At 58.6% G+C, this 13,343-nt stretch carries 13 protein-coding genes; 10 read left to right on the top strand and 3 right to left on the bottom strand.

Going from position 1 to position 13,343, the window contains the following annotated elements; genetic code table 11:
* Positions 1 to 15 precede the first annotated feature (15 nt).
* The 5 genes from apaG to C4S63_RS10435 all read left to right on the top strand — a co-directional run bounded on the left by apaG (position 16) and on the right by C4S63_RS10435 (position 6,382).
* On the top strand, positions 16 to 393 hold the full coding sequence (apaG, locus tag C4S63_RS10455) for a Co2+/Mg2+ efflux protein ApaG (protein WP_062815886.1): 378 nt from the start codon (positions 16 to 18) through the stop codon (positions 391 to 393).
* Between the two features lie 27 nt (positions 394 to 420).
* The gene (locus C4S63_RS10450) at positions 421 to 1,227 is read left to right on the top strand and encodes a symmetrical bis(5'-nucleosyl)-tetraphosphatase (protein ID WP_062815885.1); all 807 of its coding nucleotides are present in this window, start codon (positions 421 to 423) and stop codon (positions 1,225 to 1,227) included.
* Between the two features lie 333 nt (positions 1,228 to 1,560).
* Positions 1,561 to 3,483 (top strand): PrkA family serine protein kinase, encoded by a 1,923-nt coding sequence (locus C4S63_RS10445; RefSeq protein WP_062815884.1) that lies wholly within the window; start codon positions 1,561 to 1,563, stop codon positions 3,481 to 3,483.
* Between the two features lie 98 nt (positions 3,484 to 3,581).
* On the top strand, positions 3,582 to 4,865 hold the full coding sequence (locus C4S63_RS10440; protein ID WP_062815883.1) for a YeaH/YhbH family protein: 1,284 nt from the start codon (positions 3,582 to 3,584) through the stop codon (positions 4,863 to 4,865).
* Entirely contained in the window at positions 4,862 to 6,382 is a 1,521-nt protein-coding gene (locus tag C4S63_RS10435; RefSeq protein ID WP_062815882.1) for a SpoVR family protein, read from the top strand. The genes C4S63_RS10440 and C4S63_RS10435 overlap by 4 nt, the downstream gene beginning before the upstream one ends.
* A gap of 203 nt (positions 6,383 to 6,585) precedes the next feature.
* Here the strand turns inward: C4S63_RS10435 and C4S63_RS10430 are convergent, their stop codons facing one another.
* Complete coding sequence (locus C4S63_RS10430) at positions 6,586 to 7,503, bottom strand: DMT family transporter (protein WP_062815881.1); 918 nt, start codon at positions 7,501 to 7,503, stop codon at positions 6,586 to 6,588.
* A 311-nt stretch (positions 7,504 to 7,814) separates the two neighbouring features.
* Here C4S63_RS10430 and C4S63_RS10425 point away from each other — a divergent pair, with 311 nt between their 5' ends.
* The 4 genes from C4S63_RS10425 to C4S63_RS10410 are packed head-to-tail and all read left to right on the top strand — an operon-like array spanning position 7,815 to position 11,146.
* Positions 7,815 to 9,065, top strand: coding sequence for a multifunctional CCA addition/repair protein (locus C4S63_RS10425; protein ID WP_062815880.1), 1,251 nt, complete (start codon positions 7,815 to 7,817; stop codon positions 9,063 to 9,065).
* Entirely contained in the window at positions 9,044 to 9,781 is a 738-nt protein-coding gene (locus C4S63_RS10420) for a pteridine reductase (protein ID WP_103917528.1), read from the top strand. The genes C4S63_RS10425 and C4S63_RS10420 overlap by 22 nt, the downstream gene beginning before the upstream one ends.
* A 34-nt stretch (positions 9,782 to 9,815) precedes the next feature.
* A complete protein-coding gene (locus C4S63_RS10415; protein ID WP_160052753.1) occupies positions 9,816 to 10,229 on the top strand; it encodes a DUF4124 domain-containing protein in 414 nt (137 codons plus the stop codon).
* Entirely contained in the window at positions 10,202 to 11,146 is a 945-nt protein-coding gene (locus C4S63_RS10410) for a DUF4124 domain-containing protein (RefSeq protein WP_234999987.1), read from the top strand. Before C4S63_RS10415 ends, C4S63_RS10410 begins: the two co-directional genes overlap by 28 nt.
* 413 nt (positions 11,147 to 11,559) lie before the next feature.
* On the opposite strand, the gene folK is transcribed toward C4S63_RS10410, so the two are convergent.
* Positions 11,560 to 12,066 carry a 2-amino-4-hydroxy-6-hydroxymethyldihydropteridine diphosphokinase gene (folK, locus tag C4S63_RS10405; protein ID WP_062815876.1) on the bottom strand — a complete coding sequence of 169 codons (507 nt, stop codon included), beginning with the start codon at positions 12,064 to 12,066 and terminating at the stop codon, positions 11,560 to 11,562.
* Positions 12,059 to 12,421: a dihydroneopterin aldolase gene (gene folB / locus C4S63_RS10400; RefSeq protein ID WP_035244902.1), complete on the bottom strand. Its 363-nt coding sequence runs from the start codon at positions 12,419 to 12,421 to the stop codon at positions 12,059 to 12,061. The genes folK and folB overlap by 8 nt, the downstream gene beginning before the upstream one ends.
* A gap of 202 nt (positions 12,422 to 12,623) precedes the next feature.
* Between folB and plsY the strand changes: the two genes are divergently transcribed.
* A complete protein-coding gene (gene plsY / locus C4S63_RS10395) occupies positions 12,624 to 13,214 on the top strand; it encodes a glycerol-3-phosphate 1-O-acyltransferase PlsY (protein WP_255409080.1) in 591 nt (196 codons plus the stop codon).
* The last annotated feature ends 129 nt before the right edge of the window (positions 13,215 to 13,343 follow it).

Below are 13,343 nucleotides of genomic sequence, written 5' to 3'. Positions count from 1 at the left end.
ATCAACGGAGCAATCATGAGCCCGCGCCACAATATTCAGGTCTCGGTGGAAACCGAATTCCTTGCCGATCAGAGCGATCCGGACAGCCAGCGCTGGGTGTTTGCCTATCACATCACCATTCGCAATGAAGGCACCGTCAGTGCCCGCCTGCTCACCCGCCACTGGGTGATCACCGACGGCGAGGACCGTGTCCAGGAAGTCCACGGCGAAGGCGTTATCGGCGAACAGCCCCATATCGCGCCGGGCCAGACATTTTCCTATACCAGCGGCGCCATCCTGGAAACCGAGGTTGGCAGCATGCGCGGCAGTTACCAGATGATTGGAGAAGATGGCACTCACTTCGATGCAGAAATCCCCATGTTCACCCTGGCGGTGCCCCATGCACTGCATTAACCCCGGCATCCAAGGCGGAGGCAACTCTTGAGCGATTACGCCATCGGCGATCTGCAGGGCTGCCTGGCGCCGTTCGACTGCCTGCTGGAGCGGATCGGATTTAATGCCGATCGTGACCGGCTGTTCCTGGCCGGCGATCTGGTCAATCGGGGGCCGGACTCCCTGGGGACCCTGCGCCGTGTTTACGCGCTACGCGATAATGTGCATACGGTATTGGGCAATCACGACCTGCATCTGCTGGCCGTGGCCCAGGGGAGCACCGACAGCCGTCGCAAGGACACTCTCACGGATATCCTCGAGGCCCCTGACCGCAACGCCCTGCTGGGCTGGCTGCAGGATTGTCCGTTACTGATTGATATCCCGGAACACCAGGCAGTGATGACCCATGCGGGCATTCCGCCACTGTGGACACTGTCGCAAGCCCGGGAGCGGGCCCGGGAAGTGGAGCAGGTACTGCGTGGGCCACAGGTAGGCGAATATTTTGCCCACATGTACGGCAACCAGCCGGCCGGCTGGGACGACGCGCTGCAAGGCCCGGAGCGCTGGCGCGTCATCACCAATCACTTTACCCGCATGCGTTTTGTGAACCTGGCCGGCGAACTGGATCTGGCCACCAAGGGGGAAGCCGATGCCCCCCCAGCGGGCTTTATGCCCTGGTTCCAGCACCCGGATCGTCAGGTGACGGATACCCGTATCCTGTTTGGCCACTGGGCGGCACTGGAAGGCAATACCCACGTGGCCGGCGTCGACGCCCTGGATACCGGCTGTGTCTGGGGTGGCAGCCTCACCGCCTTGCGCCTGGACGACCTGACCCGCTTCGCCTGTCACTGCTGATCCCCGGCACCGGCAGGCAAGGCCCTGCCGGCTGCATTCCGTCCTTCCGTTTCCCCCTTGTGACCGACCGCCTCCCGGCCTGTCAGACATTCGCCACACTTCGTCCTTTTTCTGCAAAAAAAAATTTCCTTCCGCTTTGACTTCATCGGCCGTTTGGCTACATGCTAAAGACGTGACTGCACGGTCAGCCCTGCGCACACGAATCCCCATTTTCATTTTTTATTTACACGACTTTTTTTATTAATGAGAAAAGTGATCAAGGCATCTACCAAGGACACGTACCCCATGTAGTTTTGTTGTGACCATTGTTGGTTCCGCCAGGAGGAAGCAGGCATGAGCATTATCAGCCACTACCAGGCCCGGTTTGAGAGCACCCAGCAGGAAGAGATGTCGCTGGAAGAATACCTGGAGCTGTGCAAGCGCGATCCCAGCGCCTACGCCACCGCCCCCGAACGCATGCTCATGGCCATCGGCGAGCCGGAGATGGTCGACACTGCCAAGGACCCCCGCCTGTCACGCATCTTCTCCAACAAGGTCATCCGTCGTTACCCTGCCTTCGACGAGTTCTACGGCCTGGAAGAGGTCATCGAGAATATCGTCAGCTACTTCCGCCATGCGGCCCAGGGGCTGGAAGAAAAGAAACAGATTCTGTATCTGCTGGGCCCGGTGGGGGGCGGCAAATCTTCCCTGGCGGAAAAGCTCAAGGCGCTGATGCAGAAAGTGCCCTTCTACGCCATCAAGGGCTCCCCGGTGAACGACTCTCCCCTGTCCCTGTTTGATCCGGAGGAAGATGCTCCCATCCTGGAAGAGGAATACGGCATCCCACGCCGCTATATCCGCACCATCATGTCTCCCTGGGCGGTAAAACGGTTACATGAATTCGGCGGCGATATCAGCCAGTTCCGGGTGGTCAAACGCTATCCTTCGATTCTGGATCAGGTGGGCGTGGCCAAGACCGAGCCGGGCGACGAGAACAACCAGGACATTTCGGCCCTGGTGGGCAAGGTGGACATCCGCAAGCTGGAAGACTTCTCCCAGGATGATCCGGATGCCTACTCCTTCTCCGGCGGGCTGTGCCGGGCCAATCAGGGTATTCTGGAATTCGTGGAGATGTTCAAGGCACCGATCAAGGTGCTGCATCCATTGCTGACAGCAACCCAGGAAGGCAATTACAACGGCACGGAACACATGGGCGCGATTCCCTTCGACGGGATCGTTCTGGCCCACTCCAATGAAGCAGAGTGGCATACCTTCAAGAACAACAAGAACAACGAGGCCTTTATCGACCGGGTCTATATCGTCAAGGTGCCTTACTGCCTGCGTGTCACCGAAGAAATGCAGATTTACGAAAAGCTGCTGCGCAATTCCAGTCTGCGCGACGCCCATTGCGCACCGGATACCCTGCACATGCTGGCCCAGTTCTCGACCCTGACTCGCCTCAAGGAACCGGAGAATTCCAGCATCTACTCCAAGATGCGGGTCTATGATGGTGAGAACCTGAAGGATGTGGATCCCCACGCCAAGTCGATTCAGGAATACCACGACATGGCCGGTGTGGATGAAGGCATGAACGGCCTCTCCACCCGCTTCGCGTTCAAGATTCTGTCCAAGGTATTCAACTACGATCACTCCGAGGTGGCCGCCAACCCGGTACACCTGATTCATGTACTGGAACAACGCATCGATCAGGAGCAATTCCCCCAGGACCGTCAGGAGCAATACCGGAGATTCATCAAGGAATACCTGGTACCCCGCTACGTGGAATTTATCGGCAAGGAAATCCAGACCGCTTACCTGGAGTCCTACTCCGAATATGGCCAGAACATCTTCGACCGCTACGTGACCTATGCCGATTTCTGGATTCAGGACCAGGAATTCCGCGACCCGGACACGGGAGAAATTTTCGATCGCCAGGCTCTCAACGAAGACCTGGAAAAGATCGAAAAACCGGCGGGCATTTCCAACCCCAAGGACTTCCGCAACGAGGTGGTCAACTTCGTACTCCGCGCCCGCGCCAACAATCACGGCAAGAACCCGAGCTGGCTCAGCTACCAAAAGCTCCGCGACGTGATCGAGAAGAAAATGTTCTCCAACACGGAGGACCTGCTGCCGGTGATTTCCTTCAATGCCAAGGGCAGCGAAGACGACCAGCGCAAGCACAACAATTTCGTGCAACGCATGGTCTCCCGCGGCTACACGGAAAAGCAGGTACGCCTGCTGTCGGAATGGTATCTGCGGGTACGCAAGGCGCAGTAGAACGCTGTAGGAGCGCCGCTTGAGGCGCAAACCAGCTGTGCCAATTCGCGCCTCAAGCGGCGCTCCTACAATGCCGCCGGTGAAGTCGGGAGAAGCGAATGAGCTACATCATTGATCGCCGCCTGAACGACAAGCGCAAGAGCACCGTCAATCGCCAGCGCTTTTTGCGTCGTTATCGCAAGCATATCCGTGAAGCGGTCAACGATGCCGTCAACCGTCGTTCCATCAAGGACATGGAACAGGGCGAGCGCATCAGCATCCCTCGCAAGGACCTGTCCGAGCCCATCTTCCACCATGGCCCTGGCGGCCAGCGCAGCATTGTTCATCCCGGCAACAAGGAATTTCATCAGGGTGACCGGATTGCTCGCCCGGAAGGCGGAGGCGGCCAGGGTTCCGGCGATGGCCAGGCCAGCAATCAGGGGGACGGCGAGGACGCCTTCGCCTTTGAAATCGACAAACAGGAGTTTCTCAACTTCCTGTTTGAAGATCTGGAGCTGCCCAATCTGGTAAAACGCCATATGGAAGGTGCCCAGACCTTCCAGACCAAACATGGTGGCATTGTCAGCCAGGGCATGCCCGCCAAGATCAATATTGTCCGCTCCATGCGCCAGGCATCCATGCGACGCCGGGCGCTCACCGCCGCCACGCGCCGCCGTATCCGGGACCTGAAAGCAGAGCGCGAGGCGCTTTTGCAACAGGACCAGTCACCACAACGCCAGGCACGCCTGCAGGAACTGGACGAGCAGATTGCCAAACTGGAGCGGCGGGTGGAACGCATCCCGTTTCTGGATACCGTGGACCTTCGCTTCAACCATCATGTCAAAGTGCCGGTGCCGGTGAGTCGCGCCGTCATGTTCTGCATCATGGATGTGTCCGGTTCCATGAATCAGGACATGAAAGATCTGGCCAAACGCTTCTTCCTGCTGCTGTATCTGTTTCTGCAACGCAATTACGAAAAGATCGAGGTGGTGTTTATCCGCCACCACACCAGCGCCAAGGAAGTGGATGAAGAAGAGTTTTTCTATTCCCGGGAGACCGGCGGCACCATTGTCTCCAGTGCCCTGAAACTCACCCGCGATATCATCAATGACCGTTACCCGGTGACGGAATGGAATATCTATGCGGCCCAGGCCTCCGACGGCGACAACTGGAACGACGACTCCCCCGCCTGCGCCAAACTGATTGAGGAAGAACTGCTCCCCAAACTGCAGTACTTCTCCTACGTGGAAGTGATGCCACGGGCTCACCAGGCCCTCTGGGATCATTACCAGAACATCATGGCAAAGCACCCCGCCGCCTTCTCCATGGCACAGATTGATGAGCCCGGTGAGATCTACCCGGTCTTCCGGCACCTTTTCAAGAAACGCATGGAGGATGCATGAGCCGCTATCTCTCCGAAGGGTCCGACTGGGATTTCGAACTGCTGGCACGCTATGACGAGGCTATCGCCGATATCGCCCACAATAAATATGGCCTGGATACTTACCCCAATCAGATCGAGGTCATTTCCTCCGAGCAGATGATGGACGCCTACTCCTCGGTGGGCATGCCGGTGGGTTACAACCACTGGTCCTTCGGCAAGCAATTCGTGGAGGTGGAAGGCCGCTATCGGCGAGGGCAGATGGGGCTGGCCTATGAGATCGTCATCAACTCCGACCCCTGCATTGCTTACCTGATGGAAGAAAACAGTATCGCCATGCAGGCCCTGGTGATTGCTCATGCCAGCTACGGACACAACTCTTTTTTCAAGAACAATTACCTGTTCAAGACCTGGACCGATGCCTCGTCCATCATTGATTACCTGGTATTCGCACGAAACTATATCGCAGATTGCGAAATGCGCCACGGTGTTACCGCCGTGGAAGAGACTCTGGACTCCTGTCATGCCCTGATGAACTACGGCGTGGACCGCTACAAACGCCCTTCTCCGATTTCTGCCATCGAAGAAAAGCGGCGCCAGCGCGAACGGGAAGAGTCCCTGCAGAAACAGGTATCTGAATTATGGCGTACCTTCCCCCAGTTGCAGCCCGCCACTCAGCTGCGCGAGCAGAGCGATACCTTTCCCGCGGAACCGCAGGAAAATCTGCTCTATTTTCTGGAGAAAAATGCCCCACTGCTAAAACCCTGGCAGCGGGAGATCATCCGCATCGTGCGCAAGATGGCCCAGTATTTCTATCCCCAACGCCAGACCAAGGTCATGAACGAGGGCTGGGCCTGCCTGTGGCACTACACCCTGCTCAATGATCTCTACGACAAGGGTCTGGTCACCGATGGTTTCATGCTGGAGTTTCTGCAGAATCACAGCCAGGTGATCTATCAGCCCCCGTTCACGGCGCCCTTCTACAGCGGCATGAACCCCTATGCGCTGGGCTTCAACATGTTCCAGGATATCCGACGCATCTGCGAAACTCCGGATGACGAGGACCGGGAATGGTTCCCCGAAATTGCCGGCTCAAATTGGGTGGAAACGGTCAAGTTCGCCATGGAGAGCTTCAAGGACGAAAGCTTTATTCAGCAGTTTCTGTCCCCACGGTTGATCCGATACTTCAAGTTCTTCCAGATCGACGATGACGACCGCAACGATTACGTAGAGGTGGCCGCCATTCACAATGAACAGGGCTACCGCAAAGTCCGCGACGCCCTGGCCGAGCAGTACAACCTGAGCATTCAGGAACCCAACATCCAGATCGTCCGCGCCAACGTCCATGGTGACCGGGCCCTGACCCTGCGCCACCAGCGCAGCAGCGGCCGCCCCCTGGATGACGACAGCGCCCGGGAAGTCCTCCGCCACCTGCATCGCCTGTGGAAATTCGACGTGCACCTGGAAAGCGTTGAGAACGGCACCGTAGTCAGCCATCACAGCATGCCGCCAGAGCCGGCTCCTGCCGTTTCTTCGTAACCCATAGCCTGTGCCGCGAGACGAAACGGCAAAGGTCGCGGCCATCAGGAAACCCCGTAACAACCAGAATGTGCAGGGTGCACTGAGCCCAAGCGAACTGCACCAACCCAGGGCCGCAGCGGTGCCGTTCGCTTGCGCTCAGTGCACCCTGAAAGTGCCGCTTACTCAAAACATCCAAAATCGTTCGAGCCGCGTTGGCACTTTCAACTTTCCACTTGAAACTGCTTTATCTGTCGCCGCACCTGATGATCCCCCAGCACAAACAGGGATAACGCCAGCACAATCACCCCCGCGCCGATCAGGACCATGCTCCCCAGCTTTTCACCATTGAGCAGATTACCCAGCGTCAGCGCCAACACCGGCGTAATCAGGGTCACCAGGGCCACCGTGGCAGCAGGCAGCCGCGACAGAATCTGAAAATAGCAGTAGAAGCCCAGCAGGGACCCGAACACTGCCAGATAAATAATCGCGGAAAGCCCGCGCAGATCACCGCTATACGCAAAGGTCTGACCGGCAATCAACATGGCGACCCCATAGCAGGGCAATGACAGAATTAGCCCACCCACGGTTTGCTGCATGGGCTGCAAACCGGCGGCGACCCGCTGGACGGCAATACCGCTACCGGCAAACAGGGTTACCGCGGACAACATCCACACGAGTCCATTGCCCCGCTCACCCAGCGCTGCCCCTCCCAACAGCCCGGCCAGGCTCTCATCAAACACCAGTGCCAGCCCCAACAGGCCGAGCAGACAAGCGCTCCAGTGCCAGCCGTTCAGGCGAACGCTGCCCGGCAGGCTCTGCATCATCAGACCGGAGATCAATGGTGCCAGGCCAAAAATCACGGAAATCAGCCCGGAGGGCAAAGAGGTCGCCGCCATGTAACTGCATGCCATGGCTCCAAATATGCCCGGCAAGGCAACGGTATAACTCAGCAGGGCGCGGCCATGCAGGGGCAATGTCTGACGTTTCCAGCTCAACCACAACAGCCCCAGCAGCGCAGCAATTGCCATACGCACCCCGGCCGCCGCCAGCGGCGCCATGGCGTCACCACTCCATTTAATCCCCAGCGGTGTCGTCGCCCACACCGCTACCACGATCAAATATGCTGCCAGGGTAGGCATGTCGTTCTCCTTGATTAAGAGTCGCGAGTCCCGAGAATCGAGTTTCGAAAACCTAAAAACGCGCATGTTTAAAGATTTTCGCAACTCGAAACTCGTGCCTCGCAACTAAAGACCGACCTGCAACCCCCAAAACGAAAAAAGGCCGCAGGTCAGGGACACTGCGGCCTTTTGCAGAACTGAAACTATCAGTCACACAGCCGCGGTCCCTGCGCACGCCATTTGCGTGCACAGCGGTCTGCGACCAGCATGTGTAGTTTCAGTACGATAGAAAGCATGCGACCATTCTGTCCAAGATAACGAGAGCGCACAAGATGAAAATTTATCTGGTGGGTGGCGCCGTGCGGGATGCGTTACTGGGACTCCCGGTAACCGAAAGAGACTGGGTTGTCGTCGGCGCGACTCCCGACGATATGCAGGCCAGGGGGTTCCGCCCGGTGGGTCAGGACTTCCCCGTCTTTCTGCATCCGAAAACCCAGGAGGAATACGCCCTGGCACGGACCGAGCGCAAGTCTGGCCACGGTTATGGCGGTTTCACCTTTCACGCGGCACCGGACGTCAGTCTCGAGGATGATCTGGTGCGTCGTGATCTGACCATCAATGCCATGGCCCGGGAAGAAGGGGGCCGGGTGGTTGATCCTTTCAACGGTCGCATTGATCTCAAAGCGCGCCTGTTACGCCATGTCTCACCGGCCTTTGCCGAAGATCCCTTGCGTGTATTGCGGGTGGCCCGGTTTGCCGCGCGCTACCACTGGCTGGGATTCCGGGTGGCCGATGACACCCTGGCCTTGATGCGACAACTGGCTGACAGCGGCGAGCTGGATTACCTGGTGCCGGAACGGGTCTGGAAGGAAACCAGCCGGGCGCTGATGGAACGGGACCCGCAGGTCTTTTTTCAGGTATTGCATGCCTGCGGCGCACTGAAAGTGCTGCTACCGGAACTGGCGGCTCTGGATGGCGTGCCGCAACCGGAACAACACCATCCGGAAGTGGACACCCTGGTGCACCAATGGCTGTGTCTGGAACAGGCCAGTCGACTGAACCTGCCGTTGACGGCACGTTACGCGGTCCTCTGCCACGATCTGGGTAAGGGCAAGACGCCCAAGGAAGAATGGCCCCGACATATCGCCCACGAAATCCGCAGCGCGCGGCTGGCGAAAACCGTGTCAAAGCGCTGGCGCGTCCCCAAAGACGCCGCCACCCTGGCGGCTCTGGTGGCGGAATACCATACCCACTGTCACCGGGCGCTGGAGCTCAAGCCCGCCACGGTCTGGAAGCTGCTGAAGACGCTGGATGTGGTCCGTCGCCCGGAACGGCTGGAGGAGTTTCTGCTCGCCTGCGAAGCGGATGCCCGCGGTCGTACCGGACTGGAAGACCGCCCCTATCCCCAGGTGGATTACCTGCGCGGCGCGGCACAGGCCGTCAGGAATATTGATGTGGCAGCGCTGCGCAAGGAGGGCAATGAGGGGCCGGCACTGGGCGAGGCCATTGAGAAGGCCCGCATTCACGCACTCTCCCACTACAAAAGTGAGTTTAAAAAGACATGGCAGATTCCGTCGCCCTGATCACCGGCAGCGCCCGTCGCATTGGCGCAGAAATCGTTCGCACTCTGCACCGCAACGGCATGCGGGTCATCATTCATTATCGCAACAGTGCCGATGACGCTCGCGCACTGACTGACAGCCTGAACGCGGAACGGGCGGACAGCGCCGCCCTGCTGCAGGCGGATCTGGACCAGCCTGATCAGGTGCGCCAGCTGGCAGCCGATGCCCTGGCTTGCTTCGGCCGTATGGACCTGCTGGTTAACAATGCCTCCAGCTTTTACCCGACCCCCGTCGATCAGGCCGATGATGCCGACTGGGACAGGCTGGTTCACAGCAACCTGCGTGCGCCGTTTATCCTGAGCCAGAAGCTGGCACCGGCATTGAGCGAACGACATGGCAGCATTGTGAATATTGTGGATGTGTACGCGGAAAAACCGCTGCAACACCATACTCTGTATTGCATGGCCAAGGCCGGCCTTGCCATGATGACACGCAGCCTGGCCCGGGAACTGGGCCCGGATATTCGCGTCAACGGCGTGTCCCCCGGCCCCATCCTGTGGCCGGAGGCCGGGCAGATGAATCAGCAGGACATCCAGGATGCCACCGCACTGAAACGTTGCGGCACACCCCAGGACATCGCTGAGACGGTATGGTGGCTCGGCACCCAGGCGCCGTTCGTCACTGGCCAGATTCTGGCGGTGGACGGCGGGCGCTCACTGACACTGCAAGGAAGCTAACTACCACTGATTAGGGGAAACCATGAAGGGAATCATGACACTACTGCTCGTACTGCCGCTTCTCGCCAACGCGGAGGTATATCGCTGGCAGGACGCAGAGGGCAACTGGCACTTTGGTGATCAGCCCCCCCAGGAGCAGCACGAGAAAATGGATATCAAGGCACCCCCCAAAATCGGCCAGGGTGATCGCGTCAGGGAAATCAACGAGCGCGCCCTGCGGCTTCGCCAGAGTGAGAAAGCAGAACAGCGCGAACAGGCATCCGAACAACGGGAACAGCAGGACGCTATCGCCAGACAATGCAAGGAAGCCAGGGCAAAATTGAAACGACTGCACGGCCGTTTCGTCTATCAGGATGAGGACGGCAAGGTCACCCACCCCACGCTGGATCAGGTTGAAAAGGACAAGGAAGAGGTACGTCAGTGGATTCAAAGAAACTGCAATTCCTGATCCGCACCGGTTTCAGCGCCGCGGTCCTGATCACCTCACTGGCAGCCCACGGGGACATCTTCCAGTGGCGAGACGAGAACGGCAAACTGCACTTTGGCGATCGGCCGCCGGAGCAACTGGAGAGCCAGAAGGTTACCCCCAGGACCTCGCCGGTTATCCAGGAACTGGAAGTCTCCCAGCTACGCAAGGACTTCACCCTGCCCGGGGAACTTCACGACAGGACCCTGGAGGCGATTCGCTTCATCTACCGGCGCTACCGCAACGATTTCGGACTGGACTTGCACGGCACCGCCCAGGTGAACCTGTATCTGTTCGAACATCAGGCGGATTTCCGTCAATGGATGGAGGATCGTATCGGCTCCAGCAACGCCCACTATGCCGGCGTCTTCATACCTGCCAGTAATGAAGTGGCGGTCTGGCGCTGGGGAAACGATCAGCAAGTCGCACAGACAATTCTCCATGAAAGCAGTCACGTGCTGCTCTACCAGCTCTCTCCGGCGTCACCGGTCTGGCTCCATGAGGGGCTCGCCCAATATTTTCAGACCCTGCAGGTGCAGCCCGATGGGCGCCTGAAAGTGGAAGCGCTGGCCGATGCCCAGGCCCGCATTCGTCAATGGATGGATGAAGGGCGGCTGATTACCCTGCGCCAGTATCTGTCTCTGGATGACAGGCAGTGGCGACGCATGGCCCATCAACTTGATGCCGTTCCCTATACCGTGGCCTGGGCCACCACCGCTTTCCTGATGTCCAAGCCGGTAGGCCGCAGCACCTTGCGCAAACTGTTACAGGAACTGGAAAAAACCGACCGCCGCCCCACCCTGCAACGAATCGACCAGATCTATCCGGGGGGACTGACGCGGCTGGAATATGACTTTTTCCGCTGGGCACAGAGCGACATGACTCCGCACTGGTATTGAAAGAAGTGACACGCTGCACACTGCAACGCGAGAGAGATTCAGTAAAACGATTCCCGCCCAGCCCCGCGAACACAGGTTCGGCGCCCCACAAAACTGGCTACAAAGCCACTGTAGGAACGGAGCGCAGCGGAGTAACGCACTTAGTGCAGTGCGGCCCGAAGGGTGAGCGCAGCGAATAATACCTCTTGAGGGACGAATCCGAGCCAGGGCGAGGCGACAGAGATCCTGGTGCCAGCCATTCTTTTCTGAAACCTGTCGAGCTCTGAGATTCCTGATCACCCTGCGGGCGATTTCCGCGCAAGCGCGGTTCGCACCTCAAGAGGTACTCCTACAGGCGGCTTCGTAGGTATCTCGGAACTTGAGGAACTTTCCAGTCTTCCCCTCTCCAATCGAGCGTAGCTCGTAGCTCGCAACTACGCTTCCAACTCCACCACCCACAATGCCTGCCCGGCAAAATCCGACTCTTCCAGCAACTGCCGGTAGGGCTTGCCGATTTCCGGGTGAAATGCATCGGGAGCCAGGTCCACCAGGGGTTTGAGAACGAAGGCGTGTTTGAGGATTTCGTCACGGGGCAGTTGCACCCCGTCGATCTCGCCGGTGAGATCGTTATAAGTGAGGATGTCGATATCCAGTGTTCGGCTGGAAAATTTCTTCTCCCCACGCACCCGGCCATGGTCTTTCTCGATATCCCGCAACAGGGCGGCAAGCTCGCCCACCGGTAGGGTGGTATCAATACCCACCACCAGGTTGTAGAAGGCATCGCCGGAAAAGCCCACCGCCTCGCTTTCATAGACCGGGCTGATCGCCAACCTGCCGAAGGCAGCAGCCAGTGCCTGCAGGCCGGAACGAATATTGTGCGCCCGGTCGATATTGGAGCCCAGGCTCAGATACACCCGGGCGGTTTGATCCTTATTACCCATTGGGTTTTTGACCCCTTTCGATAATCACACCCACATCCCGCGACCCACGCAGAGCTCCAGGCTTGCTCAGCCGCAGTTTCAACCAGGGCACATTGAATTCGCCGATCACCAACTGGGCCACGTTTTCCGCCAGGGTTTCCACCAGCTGGAATTCACTGCCTTCGATAAACGCGATCACACGCTTGCCAATAGCCTTGTAATCCAGCGCATCGTCAATGTGATCAGACGCTGCGCCCTTGCGGATATCCGCTGCCATTTCCAGATCCAGACTGACAGTCTGGCGGATACGCCGCTCCCAGTCGAAAATCCCAATCACGGTATCCACTTTCAAATCATTGATATAAACAATGTCCATACTCGCCCTCATTGGCGCAGGTTTCACGGGAAAGCGACTTTCCATCTGCGTGAATCCCACTTTGGGTAATCAGATGTTACGCTTGCAACGCAGGCAGGCGTGTCGCCATGTGTACAATAAATGCCTGCCAAGCATGCAGAAGTCGCCACCCCGGCGATGTGAAGGGAGATTATAGCCGGTGCAAGCAGGGACATTACAGGACGTGTGGTTTTGGCTGCTGCCATTGTGTGCAGCCGGCTATTTGATGGGCTCCATTTCCAGCGCGATTCTGGTGTGCCGACTGTTCGGCTACCCGGACCCGCGCACCCTGGGCTCCAACAACCCCGGTGCCACCAATGTGCTGCGTATTGGCGGTAAGCCCGCCGCGGCGCTCACGTTACTGGGCGATGTGCTGAAAGGGGTGATCCCGGTGGTGCTGGCCCGCTATCTGGACATGGGACCCTTCGTGGCCGCGCTGGTGGGCACCTTCGCCTTTCTCGGACATCTGTTCCCGGTGTTTTTCCACTTCCAGGGCGGCAAGGGCGTGGCCACGGCCTTCGGGCTGTTGTTTGCCCTGCACTGGCCCAGCGGCCTGGTGGCTGGCGTCGTCTGGCTGCTGGTGTTCGCTCTGACCCGCATCTCTTCCCTGGCCTCGTTAAGCGCCTTCGTGGTGGCCCCGGCCTGTATCTTCGCCTGGCTACCCCAGGCCTTCTGGCCCATGCTGGCACTGTCCCTGGTAATGATCCTGCGCCATCGCAGCAACCTGCAAAAACTGCTGCGCGGGGAAGAGCTGGGGTTCAGGAAGAAAGACTAGCCCCCTCAACCGCAGGAGCGTCGCTGGCGGCGCGATTCCCCAACATCTGAAAGGCGGACTTACCACAGAGGGCACAGAGATCACTGAGGGAAAGACAGGTTTTTCTCTCAGTGCTCTGTGCCCTCTGTG

It is taken from the genome of Alcanivorax sp. DSM 26293, from assembly GCF_900107995.1.
Lineage (GTDB): Bacteria > Pseudomonadota > Gammaproteobacteria > Pseudomonadales > Alcanivoracaceae > Alcanivorax.
This window is presented reverse-complemented; position numbering and strand designations above follow the sequence as displayed.

Coding starts and splice junctions, on each gene's coding strand:
- apaG (WP_062815886.1), top strand. CDS start 16: ATGAGCCCGCGCCACAATATTCAGGTCTCGGTGGAAACCGAATTCCTT.
- C4S63_RS10445 (WP_062815884.1), top strand. CDS start 1,561: ATGAGCATTATCAGCCACTACCAGGCCCGGTTTGAGAGCACCCAGCAG.
- C4S63_RS10440 (WP_062815883.1), top strand. CDS start 3,582: ATGAGCTACATCATTGATCGCCGCCTGAACGACAAGCGCAAGAGCACC.
- C4S63_RS10435 (WP_062815882.1), top strand. CDS start 4,862: ATGAGCCGCTATCTCTCCGAAGGGTCCGACTGGGATTTCGAACTGCTG.
- C4S63_RS10430 (WP_062815881.1), bottom strand. CDS start 7,503: ATGCCTACCCTGGCAGCATATTTGATCGTGGTAGCGGTGTGGGCGACG.
- C4S63_RS10425 (WP_062815880.1), top strand. CDS start 7,815: ATGAAAATTTATCTGGTGGGTGGCGCCGTGCGGGATGCGTTACTGGGA.
- C4S63_RS10420 (WP_103917528.1), top strand. CDS start 9,044: ATGGCAGATTCCGTCGCCCTGATCACCGGCAGCGCCCGTCGCATTGGC.
- C4S63_RS10415 (WP_160052753.1), top strand. CDS start 9,816: ATGACACTACTGCTCGTACTGCCGCTTCTCGCCAACGCGGAGGTATAT.
- folK (WP_062815876.1), bottom strand. CDS start 12,066: ATGGGTAATAAGGATCAAACCGCCCGGGTGTATCTGAGCCTGGGCTCC.
- folB (WP_035244902.1), bottom strand. CDS start 12,421: ATGGACATTGTTTATATCAATGATTTGAAAGTGGATACCGTGATTGGG.